23 protein-coding genes are annotated in these 20,557 nt (G+C 48.6%); 13 read left to right on the forward strand and 10 right to left on the reverse strand.

Features of this window, described 5'->3' with window-relative positions; all coding sequences use genetic code 11:
- Nucleotides 1-2 precede the first annotated feature (2 nt).
- A complete protein-coding gene (locus XMD530_RS03115) occupies nucleotides 3-1,280 on the forward strand; it encodes a dihydroorotase (protein WP_173480072.1) in 1,278 nt (425 codons plus the stop codon).
- A 61-nt stretch (nucleotides 1,281-1,341) separates the two neighbouring features.
- On the opposite strand, the gene XMD530_RS03120 is transcribed toward XMD530_RS03115, so the two are convergent.
- Complete coding sequence (locus tag XMD530_RS03120; protein ID WP_173506704.1) at nucleotides 1,342-2,475, reverse strand: PilT/PilU family type 4a pilus ATPase; 1,134 nt, start codon at nucleotides 2,473-2,475, stop codon at nucleotides 1,342-1,344.
- Nucleotides 2,476-2,487: 12 nt separating this feature from the next.
- Nucleotides 2,488-3,522 carry a type IV pilus twitching motility protein PilT gene (locus XMD530_RS03125; protein ID WP_173506728.1) on the reverse strand — a complete coding sequence of 345 codons (1,035 nt, stop codon included), beginning with the start codon at nucleotides 3,520-3,522 and terminating at the stop codon, nucleotides 2,488-2,490.
- Nucleotides 3,523-3,577: 55 nt separating this feature from the next.
- Here XMD530_RS03125 and XMD530_RS03130 point away from each other — a divergent pair, with 55 nt between their 5' ends.
- The 8 genes from XMD530_RS03130 to hemW all read left to right on the forward strand — a co-directional run bounded on the left by XMD530_RS03130 (nucleotide 3,578) and on the right by hemW (nucleotide 9,730).
- Nucleotides 3,578-4,270, forward strand: a complete 693-nt coding sequence (locus tag XMD530_RS03130) for a YggS family pyridoxal phosphate-dependent enzyme (RefSeq protein ID WP_173506705.1) — start codon at nucleotides 3,578-3,580, stop codon at nucleotides 4,268-4,270.
- A gap of 16 nt (nucleotides 4,271-4,286) precedes the next feature.
- Nucleotides 4,287-5,111, forward strand: a complete 825-nt coding sequence (gene proC / locus XMD530_RS03135) for a pyrroline-5-carboxylate reductase (RefSeq protein ID WP_173495554.1) — start codon at nucleotides 4,287-4,289, stop codon at nucleotides 5,109-5,111.
- A gap of 60 nt (nucleotides 5,112-5,171) precedes the next feature.
- Nucleotides 5,172-5,717, forward strand: coding sequence for a YggT family protein (locus XMD530_RS03140; RefSeq protein ID WP_173506706.1), 546 nt, complete (start codon nucleotides 5,172-5,174; stop codon nucleotides 5,715-5,717).
- Between the two features lie 65 nt (nucleotides 5,718-5,782).
- A complete protein-coding gene (locus XMD530_RS03145; RefSeq protein ID WP_173482793.1) occupies nucleotides 5,783-6,949 on the forward strand; it encodes a homoserine O-acetyltransferase in 1,167 nt (388 codons plus the stop codon).
- Nucleotides 6,939-7,529: a methionine biosynthesis protein MetW gene (gene metW, locus XMD530_RS03150; RefSeq protein ID WP_173480066.1), complete on the forward strand. Its 591-nt coding sequence runs from the start codon at nucleotides 6,939-6,941 to the stop codon at nucleotides 7,527-7,529. Before XMD530_RS03145 ends, metW begins: the two co-directional genes overlap by 11 nt.
- Nucleotides 7,530-7,541: 12 nt before the next feature.
- Complete coding sequence (locus tag XMD530_RS03155) at nucleotides 7,542-7,979, forward strand: DUF4426 domain-containing protein (protein ID WP_173506707.1); 438 nt, start codon at nucleotides 7,542-7,544, stop codon at nucleotides 7,977-7,979.
- Nucleotides 7,980-7,981: 2 nt separating this feature from the next.
- Nucleotides 7,982-8,584: an XTP/dITP diphosphatase gene (locus tag XMD530_RS03160; protein ID WP_173480064.1), complete on the forward strand. Its 603-nt coding sequence runs from the start codon at nucleotides 7,982-7,984 to the stop codon at nucleotides 8,582-8,584.
- On the forward strand, nucleotides 8,585-9,730 hold the full coding sequence (gene hemW / locus XMD530_RS03165; protein WP_173484402.1) for a radical SAM family heme chaperone HemW: 1,146 nt from the start codon (nucleotides 8,585-8,587) through the stop codon (nucleotides 9,728-9,730).
- Here the strand turns inward: hemW and XMD530_RS03170 are convergent.
- From XMD530_RS03170 to XMD530_RS03195, 6 genes are read right to left on the reverse strand one after another with little or no spacing between them, the layout of a single operon-like run.
- Complete coding sequence (locus tag XMD530_RS03170) at nucleotides 9,720-10,436, reverse strand: HAD family hydrolase (protein ID WP_173488979.1); 717 nt, start codon at nucleotides 10,434-10,436, stop codon at nucleotides 9,720-9,722. The two genes, hemW and XMD530_RS03170, sit on opposite strands and share 11 nt — an antisense overlap.
- Entirely contained in the window at nucleotides 10,423-11,331 is a 909-nt protein-coding gene (gene xerC / locus XMD530_RS03175) for a tyrosine recombinase XerC (RefSeq protein WP_173488978.1), read from the reverse strand. The genes XMD530_RS03170 and xerC overlap by 14 nt, the downstream gene beginning before the upstream one ends.
- A 1-nt stretch (nucleotide 11,332) precedes the next feature.
- Nucleotides 11,333-12,004, reverse strand: coding sequence for a DUF484 family protein (locus XMD530_RS03180; RefSeq protein WP_173482796.1), 672 nt, complete (start codon nucleotides 12,002-12,004; stop codon nucleotides 11,333-11,335).
- Nucleotides 12,001-12,834, reverse strand: coding sequence for a diaminopimelate epimerase (gene dapF, locus XMD530_RS03185; RefSeq protein WP_173498740.1), 834 nt, complete (start codon nucleotides 12,832-12,834; stop codon nucleotides 12,001-12,003). The genes XMD530_RS03180 and dapF overlap by 4 nt, the downstream gene beginning before the upstream one ends.
- Nucleotides 12,834-14,090, reverse strand: a complete 1,257-nt coding sequence (gene lysA, locus XMD530_RS03190; protein ID WP_173484398.1) for a diaminopimelate decarboxylase — start codon at nucleotides 14,088-14,090, stop codon at nucleotides 12,834-12,836. The genes dapF and lysA overlap by 1 nt, the downstream gene beginning before the upstream one ends.
- Before the next feature lie 10 nt (nucleotides 14,091-14,100).
- Nucleotides 14,101-14,208 carry a lipoprotein gene (locus XMD530_RS03195; protein ID WP_217361965.1) on the reverse strand — a complete coding sequence of 36 codons (108 nt, stop codon included), beginning with the start codon at nucleotides 14,206-14,208 and terminating at the stop codon, nucleotides 14,101-14,103.
- A 170-nt stretch (nucleotides 14,209-14,378) separates the two neighbouring features.
- On the opposite strand from XMD530_RS03195, the gene cyaY reads away from it, so the two are divergent.
- On the forward strand, nucleotides 14,379-14,705 hold the full coding sequence (gene cyaY, locus XMD530_RS03200) for an iron donor protein CyaY (protein WP_173494938.1): 327 nt from the start codon (nucleotides 14,379-14,381) through the stop codon (nucleotides 14,703-14,705).
- 3 nt (nucleotides 14,706-14,708) lie between these two features.
- The gene (locus XMD530_RS03205; protein WP_173505838.1) at nucleotides 14,709-15,713 is read left to right on the forward strand and encodes an NAD-dependent epimerase; all 1,005 of its coding nucleotides are present in this window, start codon (nucleotides 14,709-14,711) and stop codon (nucleotides 15,711-15,713) included.
- Here XMD530_RS03205 and waaA read toward each other — a convergent pair.
- Both waaA and msbA read right to left on the reverse strand, forming a co-directional pair.
- Nucleotides 15,710-16,951: a lipid IV(A) 3-deoxy-D-manno-octulosonic acid transferase gene (gene waaA / locus XMD530_RS03210; RefSeq protein WP_173506708.1), complete on the reverse strand. Its 1,242-nt coding sequence runs from the start codon at nucleotides 16,949-16,951 to the stop codon at nucleotides 15,710-15,712. The two genes, XMD530_RS03205 and waaA, sit on opposite strands and share 4 nt — an antisense overlap.
- The gene (msbA, locus tag XMD530_RS03215) at nucleotides 16,944-18,695 is read right to left on the reverse strand and encodes a lipid A export permease/ATP-binding protein MsbA (protein WP_371731672.1); all 1,752 of its coding nucleotides are present in this window, start codon (nucleotides 18,693-18,695) and stop codon (nucleotides 16,944-16,946) included. Before msbA ends, waaA begins: the two co-directional genes overlap by 8 nt.
- 123 nt (nucleotides 18,696-18,818) lie before the next feature.
- On the opposite strand from msbA, the gene lpxL reads away from it, so the two are divergent.
- Both lpxL and XMD530_RS03225 read left to right on the forward strand, forming a co-directional pair.
- The gene (gene lpxL, locus XMD530_RS03220) at nucleotides 18,819-19,733 is read left to right on the forward strand and encodes an LpxL/LpxP family Kdo(2)-lipid IV(A) lauroyl/palmitoleoyl acyltransferase (protein WP_173506709.1); all 915 of its coding nucleotides are present in this window, start codon (nucleotides 18,819-18,821) and stop codon (nucleotides 19,731-19,733) included.
- Nucleotides 19,734-19,736: 3 nt separating this feature from the next.
- On the forward strand, nucleotides 19,737-20,513 hold the full coding sequence (locus tag XMD530_RS03225) for a glycosyltransferase family 2 protein (RefSeq protein ID WP_173506710.1): 777 nt from the start codon (nucleotides 19,737-19,739) through the stop codon (nucleotides 20,511-20,513).
- Nucleotides 20,514-20,557 lie beyond the last annotated feature (44 nt).

Below are 20,557 nucleotides of genomic sequence, written 5' to 3' on the forward strand. Positions count from 1 at the left end.
CAGTGCAGATTAAAATTGCCGGCGGGCGCATTATCGACCCTGCACAAAATATAGATCGAATTGATGACCTCTACATTGTCAAAGGACGCATCGCCGCCATAGGAGAGGCGCCAGAGGGCTTCTCTGCTGACGAAGAGTTTGATGCTGAAGGACAGATCGTCTGCCCCGGTCTCATCGATCTATGTACCCATCTGCGTGAACCAGGTTTAACGCAAAAAGGGACTATCGCATCCGAGACTGCCGCTGCCGCTGCTGGCGGCATTACCACACTGGTAGCCTCACCTAACACCAAACCGGTCGTAGACAGCACAGCGGTTGCTGAACTGGTACAAGATCGTGCAACCGATGCCGGTATGGCACGAGTGCTACCGCTAGGAGCGCTGACACAGTCAATGCAAGGCGAGCAGCTTGCGCCACTGCATGCACTGGCGAGCTCAGGCTGTATCGGTTTCACTAACGGTCGTCACCCGATCGATAGCTCGCGTGTAATGCTAAGAGCGCTTGAATACGCGGCCACACATGACCTGTTGGTAGTGTTTCAAGCGGAAGATCGAGCACTGGCTGCCGAGGGTTGTATGCACGAAGGCACCACCGCCACTCGTCTTGGCTTGAACGGCATTCCTTCCGCTGCTGAAACCATAGAGGTATCACGCTGCTTGATTCTGATTGAAGAGACCGGTGTAAGGGCTCACTTCGGCCAGCTTTCCTGTGCTCAGTCAGTTCTATTAATTCAGAGTGCCCGTGAACGAGGTCTCAATGTGACCGCTGATGTGGCGATTCACAACCTGCTTCTGACAGATGAGGAGGTTAATGGTTTTAACAGCCTATTCCATGTCATCCCACCGCTGCGTTCGCAGCTGGATCGTGCGGGACTGCGTCAAGGCTTAGTCACCGACACACTGGATGCCATCTGTTCCGATCATCAGCCTCAGGATGCTATTTCAAAAGAAGCACCTTTCGCGGCGACTGAACCAGGCATTAGTGGACTTGAAACACTATTACCGCTGAGCCTAATGTTGGTAGAGCAGCAGTTGATCGCCCTGCCTCAGCTGATTGAAAAATTGACAGCGGGTCCTGCGAAAGTGCTAGGCATCGAAGCCGGCTCTCTCGAAGTCGGGGCTGATGCAGATGTGTGTGTCTTTGATCCAGAAGCGACCTGGACGGTCAACAGTGAAACGCTCAAATCTCGTGGTAAGAATACCCCGTTCATCAACACTGAACTGAAAGGCCGTGTGACACTGACTCTACTCAATGGTCAGCCAGTACATCGCTTAAGTTAATAGTCTGAAAACGAAAAGACCCAGCCGATGCTGGGTCTTTTTTTGCCTATTTATGGACCAATCAGTGATTCAGAGTATCGTCTGAATCTTGAAGGGTGAATGACGGTAGATCCTCACCTTCTTGCTTACCCCCCTCATCACTGAGTTTGATCATCAAACGCAGATCATTTGACGAGTCAGCAAAGGACAGTGCCACTTCGTAAGTGATGACACCCTCTTTGTAGAGCGCAAACAGTGCCTGATCGAAGGTCTGCATGCCAAGATTGCTCGATTTCTTGATGACATTTTTAATCTCGTGCACCTCACCTTTGCGAATCAGATCCTGAATCAGCGGCGTGTTGATTAGTACTTCAATGGCCGCTCTTCGCCCCTTACCATCCGCAGTGGGCAGCAGTTGCTGCGCGACAATCGCTTTCAAGTTAAGTGATAGATCCATCCAGATCTGATTATGATGCTCAGGGCCAAAGAACGAGATGATACGGTCAAGGGCTTGATTCGCATTGTTAGCATGAAGCGTTGCCAAACAGAGGTGGCCGGTCTCAGCGAATGCCAGAGCGTACGCCATGGTTTCTGCCGAGCGGATTTCACCCATCAAGATGACATCTGGTGCCTGACGTAAGGTGTTTTTCAGTGCTACTTCAAACGACTCAGTATCAAGCCCCACTTCACGTTGAGTCACGATCGACTTTTTATGATGGTGAATGTACTCAATGGGGTCTTCAACCGTAATGATATGCCCCGCAGCATGCTCATTACGGTAATCAATCATTGATGCCAGAGAGGTCGATTTACCGGTAGAGGTACCACCGACAAATAGGATCAAACCACGCTTAGTCATCGAGAGATCTTTAAGCACCTCAGGAAGTTTGAGCTCCTCCATAGTCGGTATGTGGTTAGCTATAGAACGCAGCACCATTCCCGGCGTGTTTCGTTGCACATAGGCGCTAACACGAAAACGACCGATACCGTTCACACTCAGTGCAAAGTTACACTCATTGGTCGCTTCAAATTCAGCCAGCTGCTTATCACTCATGGTGCTGTAGACCAGTGCACGTGATTGTGAGGAGTTGAGCGATTCACGTGTTAGTGGCTTGATCGTGCCGTCCACCTTGATAGAAGGGGGTGCACCTGCAGTGATGAACAGATCTGAACCACCGCGCTCGGTCATTACTTTTAATAGCTGTGTAAAATCCACGGGTTACCTCACCTAAAATATCGAAGGGTCTTTAGCGCGAGCAGCCGCTTGCTCTGGCGTGATAAAGCCTTTTTGAACCAGCTCTAAAAGAGCCTGATCCAAGGTCTTCATACCCACCTGGGAACCCGTCTGAATGGCTGAATACATCTGAGCCACTTTATCTTCCCGAATCAGGTTACGTATGGCAGATGTCCCGATCATTATCTCGTGAGCTGCGACTCGACCGCCGCCTGTCTTCTTCAAAAGGGATTGAGAGATAACGCCCTGCAGCGATTCAGAGAGCATTGAACGGACCATATCTTTCTCTGCGGCTGGAAAGACATCGATGATACGGTCAATGGTTTTCGCTGCCGAGGTGGTATGCAGAGTGCCGAAAACTAAGTGTCCAGTCTCTGCTGCAGTCAACGCAAGACGAATGGTCTCTAGGTCACGCATCTCACCCACTAGGATGACATCGGGGTCTTCACGCAGCGCCGAACGCAGTGCCGCATCAAATCCAAGGGTATCTCGATGCACCTCACGCTGGTTAATCAGACACTTTTTACTCTCGTGTACAAATTCGATGGGATCCTCAATCGTCAATATATGCTCAGATCGAGAGTCATTGATGTAATCGATCATCGCTGCCAGCGTGGTCGACTTACCGGAACCGGTTGGTCCTGTCACTAGAACCAGCCCTTTTGGCTGGTCGGAGAGCTGCTGGAAGACCTTACCCATGCCAAGATCATCCATAGTCAGCACTTTACTGGGGATGGTACGAAATACCGCTGCCGCTCCGCGGTTTTGAACAAAACCATTAACACGAAAACGCGCCAGCTGAGGTACTTCAAAGGAGAAATCGACTTCTAACTTCTCTTCGTACTCTTTACGCTGCTTGTCATTCATAATGTCATACAGCAACCCATGGACCTGTTTATGATCCATCGATGGCAGTTTGATGCGACGCACAACACCGTCGACACGGATCAACGGCGGCATACCCGCCGTAATGTGCAGATCGGATGCTCCTTGCTGTACAGCAAAGGCTAAAAGTTCGGTAATATCCATAATTGAGTTCACCCTAGCGGAAACGACCGCATCAACCTCATGAGTAGTGACACATATGACTAGCATAGCAGAGAGCCTGAAAAAGGTGAGATCCGAGATAGAAAAAGCCTGCGCTGAGTCAAACCGTTCTGAAAAAGAGGTATGCCTACTAGCCGTCAGTAAGACCCGTAGTGTGGATGAGGTCGTCGAACTGGCTCGCTTAGGGCAACGTGCTTTCGGTGAAAATTATCTGCAAGAGGCGCTGGATAAAATATCCGCTCTTGAGCCCCTTAATCTCGAATGGCACTTTATTGGCCCCATTCAATCCAACAAAACTAAGTCAATCGCAGAGCAGTTTGCCTGGGTCCATAGCGTCGATAGACTCAAAATCGCACAGCGCCTGTCAGCACAACGTCCTCACTATGCCGAGGACTTAAACATCTGCTTGCAGGTTAATATTAGCTGTGAAGAGAGCAAATCTGGCTGCTTTCCAGATGAAGCGCTCGAGCTCGCCAAACAGATTGCCGAACTCCCCAAAATAAACTTGCGTGGTTTAATGGCTATACCAGAAGCGACTGAGGATGTTGAACTACAAAAAGAGCGTTTTTGTCAGGTGAGAACTCTGTTTGAAGAGATCAAACAAACGATACCCAGTCTGGATACCCTATCAATGGGCATGTCGGGTGATCTGGATGCCGCCATTGAAGAGGGCGCAACCATCGTTCGTATTGGTACGGCTCTATTCGGCCCACGCAACTACAACAAATAATTTTTAGGAGAAGAGTGTGGCACAGCCATCTATCGCATTTATTGGTACAGGCAACATGGCCGGTGCAATCCTTGAGGGCTTAATTGCAACGGGATACCCCGTCGACAAGCTATGGGCCACACGTCGCCAGCTCGATAAGTTAGCAAGCTTTGCTGAGCGTGGCGTTCACACAACGACCGATAACCATCTCGCGATTAACGCTTCGGAAATTGTTGTAATCTCCGTTAAGCCGCAGATGATGCGCGATACACTGACTGAGTTAGCACCCACACTGAAACAGCGTAAACCGCTGTTAATCTCTGTGGCAGCAGGCATTAGCTGCGACTCTTTGGAGCGTTGGGCCGGCGGTGAACTGGCCGTGATTCGTTCAATGCCGAACACGCCATCTCTACTCAAATTAGGCGCCAGCGGTCTGTTTGCCAACCCTAGGGTGAGCGATGAGCAGAAAGCTCAAGCCTCTGCGATTGCAGAAGCGGTCGGCATTGCTACCTGGTGTGACACTGAAGAGGGCATTGATCAGGTAACTGCCGTTTCGGGGTCAGGCCCTGCTTACTTCTTCCTAATGATGGAGAAGATGATTGAAGCGGCACAAGCGCTCGGCATGAGTCCTGAGGCGGCGCGTCAACTAACCATTCAAACCGCCAAAGGGGCTGCAGAGATGGCCGCTCAAACTGGGATTGAACCGGCCCAGTTGCGAAAAAATGTCACCTCCCCAGGCGGCACCACTGAGCAAGCGATTAACAGCTTCGAACAGGATCAACTGGGCGAGGTTGTGTTACGAGCAATGACCGCCTGCAAGAACCGTGCAGCAGAGATGAGTGAGCAACTCGGTAAAGACTAATGGCTGTAAAACAGCTACTCTTAAACACTTGTCATCATTAAGCGAACTATAGGATTGAACATGGCTGGCGATACACTGACATTAATCATTCGAACGATTGGTGAAGTTTTTGCATTTATTCTGCTTCTGCGATTTTTGCTGCAGGCTAGTGGCGCTGACTACTACAATCCGATCTCTCAATCGGTGGTTCGCTTTACCCAAGTTCCTTTGGCTCCACTGCAGAAACTGGTTCCAAGAATTGGGCGTTTAGACATCTCCCCGTTGGTATTAGCCTTCGCAGTTAAAGTGGCTGTTGTTGTCGCGATTATCTTCTTTACTCAGGGCAACACCCCCAACATGCTGGGTGCGGCACTGTTTGGCCTATTCGGGGTGCTTGATGGCATTCTAACCATCTACTTTTGGGCTGTTATTGGGTCCGTGATCCTCTCCTGGGTAGCTCCAAACAGCTACCACCCTGGCCCACAGCTCATTATGCAGATCACAGAGCCCGTGTTCTCTTTGGCGCGCAAGGTTATTCCACCTATCGGCGGTCTGGATCTATCACCGATTTTGATCTTTTTAGTGATTCAAATTCTACAATCTCAAATCACTCGTCTGGTCATGTAACTGAACCCGTGGTTTGCTAGAATTAAATACTGTTTCACGTACAGCATTGCACAGGAGATAGCCTAATGCCGGCTAGCTTGCCAACGGACTCCGTCGGTATCGTTACACCAGAATTGATTCACTTTGCCGAGCCTCTCTCTTTGGCTTCCGGCCGAGTGCTGCCTGAATACGATCTTATGGTTGAGACCTACGGGCAACTTAATGCGGATTGCTCAAATGCGGTTTTGATCTGCCATGCACTATCGGGTCACCACCATGCGGCGGGATATCATTCAGAGAGTGATAAATACCCTGGCTGGTGGGACAGTGCTATTGGTCCTGGGAAGCCGATCGACACGAATCGCTTTTTTGTTGTGTCCTTGAATAACCTTGGTGGCTGTCACGGCTCGACAGGCCCGACTTCCATCGATCCAAACACCGGAAAACCTTACGGACCAGACTTTCCTTTTGTAACCGTTCGAGACTGGGTTAACAGTCAGGTTCGACTTGCAGACCACTTCGGTATCCAACGTTGGGCAGCGATTGTGGGTGGCAGCTTGGGCGGTATGCAGGCTATGCAGTGGTCAATCGACTTCCCTGAAAGACTGGGTCACGCGTTAATCATCGCCTCTTCACCAAAGTTAACGGCACAGAATATCGCGTTCAATGAGGTGGCTAGACAGGCTATTTCGAAAGACCCTCAGTTCCACGAGGGACGCTATTACGATCACGAAACCCTTCCCAAAACAGGGCTCTCACTGGCTCGAATGATTGGCCACATCACCTATCTATCTGATGATGGCATGGCCGAGAAGTTTGGTCGTGAGATGCGCACGGGTGAGCTGAGTTTCGACTTAAATACTCAATTCCAAGTCGAAAGTTACCTTCGATACCAAGGTGAGAAGTTTTCGACGGCGTTCGATGCAAATACCTACCTGTTAATGACAAAAGCGCTGGATTACTTTGATCCCGCATCAGAGTATGGCGATGATCTTTCAAAAGCATTAAGCCAGGCTAGCTGTAAATTTCTCGTCGTCTCGTTTACAACAGACTGGCGCTTCTCTCCCGAGCGCTCGCGTGAGATTACCGATGCACTGGTCGCAGCCAATAAAGATGTTAGCTACGCAGAAATCGACTCTGATCACGGACACGACGCCTTCTTAATCGATAGCCCTCGTTACATGGCTGTTTTTAGAGCCTACATGAACCGTGTAGCCAATGAACTCAATCTAGGAGTCACCCATGAGAGCTGATTTAGAGATCATTGCAGACTGGATTCAACCCGAGGCGCGCGTCCTTGATATGGGTTGTGGTGACGGTGAACTGCTCGATTTTCTCTCCCAGCAAAAGCAGGTTGATGGCTTAGGTTTAGAGATCGATCATGACAATATCACTCACTGTATTGCTCGCGGTGTAAACGTCATTGAAAAAAACTTAGATGAAGGTCTTGCCAGCATAGACGACTCAAGCTTTGACAGCGTCGTTATGACGCAAGCGTTGCAGGTCATGCACCGTCCCGACTTGATCGTAGAGGAGATGTTGCGTATTGGTAATGAGGGGATCGTCACCTTCCCTAACTTTGCCCACTGGCGTGCGCGATTCTACTTGGCATTTCGCGGTAAGATGCCGGTCTCCAAGTTTCTCTCTTACAGTTGGTATGACACGCCAAACATTCACTTCTGTACCTTTAAAGATTTTGAAGCGCTCTGCATCGAGAGAAACATCCGAATCATTGAACGCACCGTAGTCGATAATGAGCACCGCCAGCGTTGGTGGCATAAGCTCTGGCCCAACATGATGGGTGAAATCGCGATCTACCGAATCACACGTTAGAGGTTGAGATTAATGATGCGTTCTTTAATGGTTCTATTACTCACTTCGCTATTTGCTCTGTCCGGTCATGCGGAACAGAAACAGATTGAGCGTGGTTATGAAGTGCACTATAACGCCTTCAACTCGAGTTTCGTTACCCCTGAAGTCGCCGCTGCAAATGGCATCCTGCGCAGTAAAGTGAGAGCTCTGGTCAATGTGGCTGTTTTCAAACTTGAGCAGAACGGTTACAAAACGGCTGTACGTGCCAATATAAAAGGCGAGGCGAGTAATTTGCTTCAACAGATTCAGACCATCGAATTCAAACCGATCATTGAAGGCGATGCAATCTACTACATTGGCGGGTTCCGCTTCAGCGAAGAGGAACGCATGACGATCGAGCTCGAGGTCACACCGGACCCTAACCAAGCTCCGATCAAGGTTAGCTTCAACCAAACCTTCTACACGGAGTAGGCATGAGCCAGCGGATTGTTTTAGCCAGCGGTAACCAGGGCAAACTCAAGGAGTTCTCAAAGATACTGGCCCCTTTGGATTTTGAGATCGTCTCCCAGGGAGACTTGGGTGTTGAAGATGCTGAAGAGACCGGTTTAAGTTTTGTCGAGAACGCGATCATCAAAGCCCGCAACGCTTGCGCTGCAACCGGCTTACCTGCCATTGCTGATGACTCAGGCCTTGAGGTGGATGCTCTCTCTGGAGCCCCTGGCATCTACTCTGCTCGTTTTGCAGGCCCAGGAGCCTCGGACCAACAGAATATAGATAAGCTTCTTCAAGAGCTTGGTGAGCTTGAAGCGGAGCAGCGCTCTGCACGATTTCGCTGTGTTCTGGTCTGTATGCGCCACCAGAATGATCCTACTCCACTGATCGCTGTGGGCAGCTGGGAAGGTAAGATTCTTGGTGCACCTGAAGGGGAGAATGGCTTTGGTTACGATCCTATATTCTGGTCACCTGAGTATGACTGCGCAGCAGCACAACTCACCCCAGAGCAGAAAAAAGCCGTCAGCCATCGCGGCAAAGCCGTTGCACAGCTGACAGAACAGCTGGCTGCTTTCCTCGCCTAAATGGATGCCAAGCTACCACCGCTGTCACTCTATGTGCACGTGCCTTGGTGCATTCGAAAGTGTCCATATTGTGACTTCAATTCGCACCAAGTCAGAGATGAGATTCCTGAATCACTCTACTTGGACCGACTCATTTCAGAACTTAAAAACGAGCAACACCTAACGTCTGGTCGACCCATACATTCGATCTTCATCGGTGGCGGGACACCTAGCCTTCTAAAACCGGAAAGCTACGCCAGATTACTTGAGGCTGTTAAATCAAACTACAGCCTAGAACCAGACGCTGAAATTACTATGGAAGCAAACCCTGGGACTTTTGAACAAGAGAAGTTTGAAGGGTTTGCAGATGCGGGCATCAATCGGTTGTCGATTGGCGTGCAGAGCTTTGATGATGATCGACTGAGAGCTCTTGGCCGAATTCATACAGGCGGCGAAGCCATTAAAGCCATTCAATCAGCAACAAAACTGTTTCAACGGACTAATATCGATCTGATGCACGGACTACCCGGTCAAACCCCGGACGCTGCGTTGAATGATCTTGAGCAGGCTATCGCATTCGAACCCGATCAAATCTCTTGGTATCAACTGACGATTGAACCTAACACAGAGTTTGCAGCCAAACCGCCCTCTCTACCGATCGAGGAGTCCTTATGGACTATTCAGGAGCAGGGCAGTGAACTGCTAAAACGTCATGGCTATGAGCAATATGAGATTTCGGCCTTCGCACGACCAGGCGGTGAATCAAAACACAACCTCAACTACTGGCAGTTCGGCGACTACTTAGGTATTGGAGCCGGCGCACACGCTAAGATTTCCCGCTGGGAGCAAGGTCAGCTGCTGATTGAACGTATTCATAAACAGCGCCAACCCAAGGCTTACATAAATGCCATCGACCCAGTTGCAGGTAGAGAGATCATAGAATCCGAGGCTCTGCCCTTTGAGTTTATGCTCAATGCCTTGCGCCTGAAATCGGGCGTTGCCACAGAGCTTTTTGAGCAGAGCACTGGATGTTCGATTGAACGTATAGAACCTCTGCTATCAAAAGCTCGTCAACGTGGAATGCTAATTGAAGACCCTGCCCGGATTGCTCCAACCCAAGAGGGGCAGCTGTTTCTGAATGATCTGTTGGAGATGTTTATCGATTGAGGTTGGCGACGATCTTAGGTATCTCACTGATCGTCTCAGCGTGCCAGTCAGCCTCCACCTCAATGGCCCACTCCAGACCTTCGGGGTTGACCCAAATGGTATGCATTCCCATCTCTTTTGCCGCCCGAATATCATTAATCGGGTGATCACCCACATGGACCACCTCATCAGCCTTGACCGAGGCAAATTCCAAAGCCTTTTCAAACATCAAAGGATGGGGCTTCGCAGTACCCACCCCGTCGGCATTAAATTGAAAGTCGAACCACTGAGCTAAGGGTGTTTTAGCCACCTCAGCATTACCGTTACTCAGTGCACCAATCAGCAACCCTTGATCTTTAAGTTGCTGTAACATGTCGATCACCTGGTCGTAGGGCGTGACCGCGTGGCGATGATGTAAAAACAAATCAAAAGCTGCGGCCGCTTTGGATTCCGCCTCTTGTTGGGTAAGCCCCACTGAGACCATCCCCTCTTCAAGCAGACGTATACGTGTTTCTGTCATGCTGTGTGCAATTTCTGGATAACGCTCTAATAGAGAGCGACGCAGTGCTGATCCTTCGGCAAGATCACTCAATGAATATCGCTCTGTGTAAGCTGGGACCTCGCGCTCTAGCCACTCCCATAGCAAATCGTTCGCTTTAATCACAACCGGGTGGACGGCCCATAAGGTATCGTCGAGATCAAAGGTGACACACTTAATTTTTTTCACGTCGTTTAGCCCTTGGGTGTGAATTTTGATAGATCGATTTAAGTTGCTTGAAGTCTAGGTGCGTATATATCTGAGTCGTACTGATATCGGCGTGACCTAATAGCTCTTGCACGGCACGAAGGTCACCAGAGCCGGCGAGCATTTCAGTCGCGAAACTATGACGCAGCCGGTGTGGGTATAAATTGCCTGCGACACCCGACTGTTCACCAAGCTCTTTCAAACGTTTCTCGACGCTGCGGGATGAGAGACGCTTGCCCAGTTTCCCGACAAACAGAGCCTCTTCATTGTAGTCTGCTAATGCCAAGCGCTCCTTGAGCCAAAGCTGAATGGCCTGCAGAGCCGCACCGCCCACCGGAACTTGGCGCATTTTGCGCCCCTTACCCTCAACGATGACGGAGCCTGAACCTAAATCGATATCGCTTAGATTAATACCAACCAGTTCCGATACGCGCAGCCCACTGGAATAGAGCAGCTCCATCATGGCTAGATCACGAATCTTTAAGGGATCATCTTGGGGCGTGTCTAACACCTCATTCAAGGTCTCAGAACTCAGTGTTTGTGGAAGACGGCGAGGGGCTTTCGGCGCTTTAATGGCCAGAGCGGGATTATGTTCGCAGATCGATTGCTGATTCAGATATCGATAAAAGCTACGAAGCGCAGACAGCATTCGTTGCAACGATCGGCCCGACAGACCCTCAGAGTGCAGCTCGGCCACCGCGTAACGCAGAGGGCGCTCAGAGAGCTCGAGCCAACTGGTGAATTCAATCAGTTGTAGCGTCTCTCGAAAGCGTTGAAGATCGCGCTGATAGTTGAAGACTGTTTTATCGGATAGCTGACGCTCGACACGCAGATGCTCGGTAAAGCGAAATTCTAAGTCGCTGTCCGAGCAACCCATGTTAGCCTCGAATATTCATCAAACGCGCAAGGATTCTGCTTAGAACTTCGCCGATATACGCCAAAAATAGCGTTCCTTGCGTAGACTGGAAGTAGTTGGCGTCGTATGAGCCAATCACCAGAAGACCTAAAGATTCGCCCTTCACTAGCGGTACCACAGCGCAAGATCCAACGGGCTTTTGAGGGTTTCGGAATAAGAATCGGGTCATCTGATCCGACAACTGTCCGCAGACCGGGCTTGATGAGTCGATCAACGGCTGAACAATTGACGTTTGACTGCGCGGCAACACTCTTAGTGAGTTAACGTCGAGCTCCGTATCCGAGAAGAGGATTAGCTCCACCTCATCGCCACTGAAGTCGCCACACAAGCTCTCTTCAAGTGCAATACTGACTTCATCAAAGCTGTCTGCCTCTAGCAGTGACAGAACCATCCGCTTGGTCTTACCGAACTGCCCGTCGTTATGACGCGCTGCTTCGATCATATCCGACAGGTGGATTTCGAGTGTATTGGCTTTTTCTCGCAGCATGCTGGTTTGACGTTCAACCAAGGAGACCGCCGAACCTCTCTGATGAGGTACCGTCAGCTTTTCAAGTAACCAGGTATGGTTCTCAAAAAAACTGGGATTCTGTGCAAGCCACTCTGCGACTTGGTTTTCATCTAGCGGTTGGCTCATAAGTAGATCTGCCCTTCGTAAACCGAACATACGGGACCAGTCATATTGACGGAGTGCCCTTCACCTAACCACTCAATCTCAAGATCACCACCAGGTAAGTGAACGGTAACTTTGCTATCGAGAAGGCCACGCAAACGACCTGACACGACGGCAGCACAAGCCCCAGTACCACACGCTTGAGTTTCACCTGCACCGCGCTCATAGACACGAAGATTCACCTCATTTTTGGAGATGACTTCCATAAATCCGATATTGGCACGACTAGGGAAGACAGCATGAGATTCCAGCTCTGGCCCCCAGCTCTCAACCGGCGCGCTGTCAATGGAATCAACGACCAAGACAGCATGAGGATTACCCATGGAGACAGCACCAAACTCAACAGTTTGACCTGAAGCCAGTTGGGTAGAGTAAGTCGTGCTCTTCTCTGTGAAGGTGGTAGGCACTTCGACCGGATCCAACTCTGGAGCACCCATATCAACTTCAACCAGATCGCGACCCACAATGTTCAACACCGCACGACCACGTGCTGTTTGCACCTTAATGGTATCTCGCAACACCAACCCTTTATCGCGAACAAATCGCGCAAAGCAGCGAGCGCCGTTGCCACAGTGCTCGACTTCACTGCCATCAGCATTAAAGATACGGTAACGAAAATCCATATCCGGATCGGATGGCGGTTCGACCAACAACATCTGATCAAAACCGACACCAAAATTACGATCCGAAAGTTGACGCACAAGGTCCGCGTTGACACGGACGCGTTGTGAGATGGCGTCAATGACCATAAAGTCATTGCCCAAGCCATGCATCTTAGTGAATCGCAGTAGCATCAGCCTTCCTCTGACAGCAATGATTCACCGCGCACAAGATCAGCAAACTGCTCACGCTCACGAACCACTTGGAAGCGCGCATCATCCACCATCACCTCAGCGGCACGGCCACGGGTGTTGTAGTTAGAAGCCATGACAAAGCCGTATGCGCCTGCCGAGCAGACTGCTAATAGATCACCTGGAGTCAGTGCCAACTTACGATCTTTGCCAAGGAAGTCGCCGGTTTCACAAATCGGGCCGACAAGATCCCAAACGGCCTCTTCCGCGGATGACTCTAGCTGAGCTGGAATAATCTCTTGGTAAGCGCTGTATAGCGACGGGCGAATCAGATCGTTCATTGCCGCATCGATAATGGCAAAGTTCTTCTCTTCATTACGCTTAAGGAACTCAACCTTGGTGAGTAGAATTCCCGCGTTCGCAGAGATCGAACGGCCCGGCTCAAACACTAACTTAAGCTGACGATCACCCAAACGATCAATGATGGCATCGATGTAATCTTTGGGCTCTGGTGGTGTCTCGTCGGTGTAACAAACCCCTAAGCCACCGCCAAGGTCGAGGTGTTCGATCAGGATACCCGCTTCCGCCAATCGATCGATCAATGCTAATAGGCGATCGAGCGCATCGAGGAAGGGATCGATTTCAGTCAACTGCGAACCGATGTGGCAATCAACGCCAACCACTTTAACGTTTGAAAGCTGAGCCGCTCGCTGATAAACCTCAAGCGCAGAATCAATAGCAATGCCAAACTTGTTCTCTTTAAGACCCGTTGAGATGTAAGGGTGCGTGCCCGCATCGACATCTGGATTCACACGGAATGAAACATCGGCCACCTTGCCTAACTCAGCAGCGACCGCATTAACACGTTCCAGCTCCGATTCAGACTCGATATTGAAACAGTGGATGCCAACCTCTAGCGCACGAGCGATCTCTGCAGCTTGCTTGCCAACACCAGAAAAGACCACTTTGGAAGGATCCGCACCTGCCAAAAGTACGCGTTCTAATTCACCCTGAGAGACAATATCAAAGCCTGCTCCCAACTTAGCCAATACATTTAACACAGCTAGGTTGGAGTTAGATTTAACCGCAAAGCAGACCAATGCATCGCGCCCTGCTAACGCGTCAGCATAAGCCAAATAGCCTCGCTCAAGGGCATCACGCGAGTAAACATAAGCGGGCGTGCCAACCGCATTTGCGATCTCTGCAACAGAGACGTCTTCCGCAAACAGTTGACCGTCGCGGTATTCAAAACTTTCCATTTTTTCTCTCTTAAGAGTTTGATTGCTGCGAAGTTTCAGCACCCGGCATCGACAATGGGCCCTTCTGACCGCATCCAACGAGTGCACAACAGAACACCAGTGCAAAGAACATTCGCATAATCCACTCCAATTACGACCAACCCTTAATGTGTCGGGTTTTGATCAATAAAATTAAAGCCAGAGTATACCCTGATAATAGGCTTGTAGGCGACCACGAAAGGCCTATTTAGCACGGACAAAGCTGCGGAAATCAGTATAATGAAATCAATGTTTACAGGAGGTTAGACAATGAGTGATGCGATCTATTTAGAGCGTGTTGAAGAGACCCTCAACGCACTCGAAGAGCTGTTAGACCATGCGGAGTCCGATTTGGACTATGACAATAACGGCGCGATGATGACGATTAAGTGCCCTGACCGAAGCCAAATTATCCTAACGCGCCAGCCTCCAGTAAAGCAGCTTTGGCTAGCAACCCGCACACAAGGTCTGCATTTTGACTACGATGAAGCTCAACAGGCTTGGGTTTTAGACTCGGACGGCTCGTTGCTACGAACTCATCTAATGGCTGCATTCGTCGATCAAACCGACGAGCAGCTCGACCTATCTGAGATCTAATTAATGAAAATACTTGTTACAGGTGCGGCCGGTTTTATTGGTTTTCACGTCAGTCAGTGGCTATGCAATCGCGGTGATGAGGTTATTGGTATCGATAATCTTAATGACTATTACGAAGTGAGTTTGAAAGAGGCGCGTCTCTCTCAATTGGAACCCCTATCGAACTTCCGCTTTATAAAACTCGACATCGCAGATCGTGATGGACTGGCTAATTTATTTGCAGAAGAGAAGTTTGATCGTGTTGTTCATTTAGCGGCGCAAGCGGGTGTTCGTTACTCCATTGAGAACCCGCATGCTTATGCAGATTCCAACCTTGTTGGATTTCTAAATATTCTTGAAGGTTGTCGCCACAATCAAGTGGAGCACTTGGTTTACGCATCATCAAGCTCAGTATACGGTGCAAACGAGACCATTCCGTTCAGCGAAAATAATAATGTCGACCACCCAGTTTCGCTGTATGCCGCCTCCAAAAAGGCTAACGAAGCGATGGCTCATAGTTACAGTCAACTCTACAACTTACCGACTACTGGCCTGCGCTTCTTTACTGTCTACGGTCCTTGGGGTCGTCCAGATATGTCGCCAATTCTTTTCGCAAAAGCGATTACGGAAGACAAACCACTGAAGGTGTTTAACTACGGTAAGCACCGCCGCGACTTCACCTACATCGATGACATCGTACAAGGCGTAGTGCGCACACTGGATAATGTAGCTCAACCCAATCCGGAGTGGTCTGGCTTAGATCCTGATCCAGCAACATCAAAAGCGCCTTGGCGCATCTACAACATCGGCAATAGCCAGCCTGTAGAGCTACTCTACTACATTGAGTGCATTGAGAAGGCGTTAGGAAAAACAACCGAGAAGGAGTTACTGCCTCTACAACCTGGCGATGTTGAGCATACCTATGCAGATGTAGCCGCTCTGATGTGCGACACTGGATACCAGCCCAACACACCGATTGAAGAGGGTGTAGAGAAGTTTATAGCCTGGTTTAAGTCCTACTACGGTTAATTAGTGATTAAACTTTGAACCTGTTGATAGAGGCGCTCCATAGCGCCTCTATTTTTTTCTACCACCCTGATGCCCGCTTTAGACATTACGTAGTTATCATTGCCGAGCAAAACCCTAATCTGCTCAGCCAATTCTTGTTCGCCTTGCACCTGCACCAATGCACCTTCACTTTTCAGCGTCGAGATAATCGAGTGGAAGTTATAATCACTTGGCCCCATGACAATTGGCAAACCAAGTGCGGCCGGCTCAAGCGGATTGTGCCCTCCCGTACCAGAGAAGCTTCCACCGACGAAGGTTAGATCCGCAGCAGCGTAGTAAGAGAACATTTCACCCAACGAGTCGCCTATCCATATATCTATATTGCTATCGGCCGTAGATAGTGATCGCTTACTTACATGATCGGAATAGTCTTTAGCCAACTGATAAACAGAGTCAAAACGCTCTGGATGGCGGGGTACGAGAATGAGTACCGGACGCTGATCTTGTGGAATGACACGCCAAGCATCCAACAAAATCTTATCCTCACCCTGATGGGTACTGGCAGCCACTAGCACTTTGCGGGCAAAAGCAGCTTTCCACGCTTTACCTATTTGAATCTGATCTTCAGGAAGATCGATATCGAATTTGATACTACCAGAAACCAGCAGTCGATCCTCTGGCATACCCAAGCTCTTAAACCTTTCTGCATCCGACTCATGCTGGGCTAGCAAAAGCGAAATTGAATTTAACGTATCCTTGGTCAACCCTGAAAAGCGCTTATATCCCTTGAATGACTTCTCAGATAGACGAGCATTTGCCAGAACGATGGGAATCTTCCGACTTGATGTAGCTGTCAAGAGATTCGGCCAAATCTCTGTCTCAACAATGAGCAGTAATTTTGGAGAGTGAGCTCCGAAAAACAGTGTAAAGAAGATCGGTAGATCCCATGGCAGGTAACGGTGCTCGACTCGCCCCCCAAAACGCTGTTTTACCTGTGCCGCTCCCGTTGGTGTGGTCGTTGTGAAAAGGACCGACTCACCCTGATCTAAAAGCCTCTCAACAAGCGGGCTAATCGCAATGGTTTCACCAACAGAAACCGCGTGAATCCAGATCGGTCTGCCTAGTGTTTTCTGCTGAATACCAAAACGTTCAATCAAACGCTGTCGATAAGCGGTGGCTTTAAAGCTACGAACTAACAGGCGAAAAACGAACAGAGGCAGCAGAAGAGTATAAAGCGCGGAGTAGAGCAGCCTAGCCATCTAGCTGCTCACTAAATTGCATGCGATGAAGTTGAGCATACGCCCCATCCAAAGCCAGTAGCTCTGCATGAGTACCGCGCTCCACTATTTGACCCTGATCCATTACGACGATCAGATCAGCTTTTTCAATGGTGGAGAGGCGATGTGCAATGATAAGCGTTGTACGCCCCTTAACGACCTCATCGAGTGCTTCCTGGATGTGTCGTTCCGACTCTGTATCCAGTGCAGAGGTTGCCTCATCAAGAATCAGGATAGGTGCATTTTTCAAAATAGCGCGAGCGATCGCAATACGCTGACGCTGACCACCTGAGAGAAGCACGCCACCCTCGCCAATCTCAGTTTCAAGACCTTTGGGCAGTCGCTCAACAAACTCCATGACATGCGCAGCCTCTGCTGCCACTTTAATCTGTTCTGGATTCGATGATGCAAGCGCACCATATGCAATATTGTCAGCGATCGTGCCGTTAAAAAGCACAACTTGCTGGTTAACTAACGCAATTTGTTCACGTAGCGACTCTAGCGTACAGGACTCAATCGCTTGGCCATCCAATAACAACTCACCACGCCAACCATCATTAAAGCGAGGTAAAAGGCTGACCAGCGTCGATTTACCCGAGCCTGACTTACCTACCAACGCAACGGTCGTTCCTGCAGGAATATCCAAATTAATATGCTTCAGCGCATCATCCTGAGTCCCAGGATAAGCAAAGCTTAAATCTGAGAATTTAAGATCACCAACCGCTCGACCAAGCTCAATCGATCCGGTGTCGACTTCAACCGGCTCATCCATTACCGCAAAGACACCCTCTGAGGCGGCAATACCGCGTTGAATCTTAGTATTCACATCGGTGAGCAATCGAAGAGGCTTAGTAATTAAACCTGCAGCAGTAAGAAAGGCTACAAAACCACCTGTACTCATTCCTGACATGACATCTGGATGCATCGCAATGAACATCAGTGCCGCCAAAGCGATCGCAACAAGCACTTGAACGATCGGGGTATTAATAGATTGAGTAACCACCAATTTCATAAACTGGCGTCGATTCAAATCACTTGCCTGAAAAAACCTCTGTTTTTCAAATTCTGAGCCGCCAAATACCCTAACGACCTGGTAACCTTTAACGGCTTCAGATGCGGCATCAGTGATGTCAGCCACCGACTCCTGAATTTTGCGTGACTGTCTTCTCATACGCTTTGAAGCAATCATCACAACCACTCCGATTAGAGGAGCAGCGGCGACAAAAATTAGGGTGAGCTTCCAGTTTAGGTAAAGCATGTAGCCAAACAAGCCAATAACGGTCATGCCTTCTCGAAGTCCTACCTTAACAGCGTCAGTCACAGCTTCGGTCACCTGCTCAACGTTATAGGTCATCTTGGCCAAGATCTGGCCACTGGAGCTCGCAGAGTAGAATGCAGTGGGCAGTTTTTGCAAGGTATTGAACAGGTCGACTCTCAAACCATGAATCGTCTGCCTGGCAATGTAGGCAATACAGTAAGAGCCGACAAAGGTCCCCAGACCTCGGCCAGCAAAAATAGCAACGACCATAACCGCAAGTAGATAGCGCTGATCAAAGCTGCCAGACTCAACAGAATTAACGACCATCTCTAACCACTTTGCAGAAGCTGCCTGAGAGGCCCCATAAATCGCATAGCCAATGAAACTAAAGAGAAAGCCATGCCAATAAGGTTTTACATACCCTAGTAAGCGATGATAAAGATGCCAACTTGACTGAGTTTGACTCACAAAAATCCTTTAATGCTCTAATCGAACCTATTTTGAGCTAAGTATACCTCAGCAAACAGCATCCTGTGTTGATTGAGTGTCAGTGCAGCATTAAACTCGTAATACAGCAATAACTAACAGTTTATGCCTAATAAAACAGTCCACTCAATCTTCTCTCCAGCTTACTGGCCGACATGGTTAGGTCTAGGGCTATTACGTCTCGTTAATACCTTACCCTTTCAGACTCAGCTTGGTGTAGGGAAATGGCTTGGCCTAGCTCTTTTTTATCTAGCACCTAAGAGAAGGCATGTCGTCTATATAAATCTCAAGCTATGCTTTCAAGAACTCGATGAGACCCAGCTCAAGAAGATGGTAAAACAGGTTTTCATTGAAAATGGCATTGGCATTATTGAGACAGCAATGGCATGGTGGAGCCCTCGTGAAGACTTTCGTCGCCGAGTTACTATTGAAGGTAAAGAGCACTTAGAAGAGGCTCTGTCAAAAGGCAAAGGCGTCATCTTATTGGGCGCACACTTTTCCACCTTGGATTTAGGCGGGCTACTTTTCTCACTGTTTTTTCCACTACATACAATGTACCGTCCACACAACAACTTACTCATGGACCAGGTCATTACAAAGGGGCGTTTAAGGTCAATTGACTCCATGATCGATCGATCTGACTTTAGATCAGTATTGAAAGCGCTAAAAAGAAATGAGATTGTTTGGTATGCACCCGATCAAGATTTCGGCCCGACCAACTCTGTCTTTGCACCCTTTTTTGGTGTGCCTGCAGCCACAGTCCCAGCAACCGCTAGATTGGCAAAAATGAGCAAATCTCCTGTGATCATGCTGTCACACCACCGCTCAATTGATGGGCAATACATCTTAAGAGTGCATCCGCCAGTAGAGCCCTTCCCATTGGATGATGACGTTGCCTCTGCAACTCGTATAAACCAAGAGATCGAAAAAGGCATTCGCTATGAACCTACACAGTATATGTGGGTACACAGACGATTTAAGACCCAACCAAACTTAATTAAAAATAAGCTTTATCAATAACTTATGGAAAATCAAATAAAACTACCTATTAGCGTCATCATAATTACCAAAAATGAATCTGACATAATCTCTGAGTCCTTAAGCTCAGTAATTGATTGGGTTGATGAAGTAGTTTTAGTTGACTCATATAGTGATGATGGAACGGAAATTATAGCGAAAAACATGGGAGCCAAGGTTATACAGCGTGAATGGCCTGGCTATGGCCCTCAAAAAAGATTTGCAGAATGCCAAGCAACAAATGATTGGATTCTAAACATAGACGCTGATGAAGTTGTAACTCCCGAACTCTGTGATGAAATACGAAAAATATTCAAATCATCAATGAATGCAGATGGTTTCAAAATTTCAATAAAGGACCAATTCATTGGTAGTGACAAACTTAGTTCATATACTCCTTACAGGCCAGTAAGGTTGTACAACAAAATGGTTGGTCGTTATCGGAATAGTATCGTTCATGACCGTGTTATCATGCCTAGGCACGCTAAAATAATGAGCTTAAAAAACTGTATTGCTCATAAATCTTTTAGATCATTTCGAAAAAGAGTTGAGAAGATGAACGATTACTCTGACGATCAGGTTAAAGATATGATTTCTAAAGGAAGACGCTTATCGAATGCTAGAATAGTTTTTGAGCCGATCATTAGTTTTATTAAATGCTACGTAATTAGAGGGTATTGGCGAGATGGCTTATTCGGATACATATATTCAATTAATTTTGCTTACAGCAGGTTTTTACGATCAATAAAACTATTTGAGGCTAATAGCAAAAAGAGCAAATAGATTGTCTATTTTAATTGTAACTCAAACCTTTCCACCTAGGATGG

Source organism: Marinobacterium sp. xm-d-530, assembly GCF_013283365.1.
GTDB lineage: Bacteria > Pseudomonadota > Gammaproteobacteria > Pseudomonadales > Balneatricaceae > Marinobacterium_E.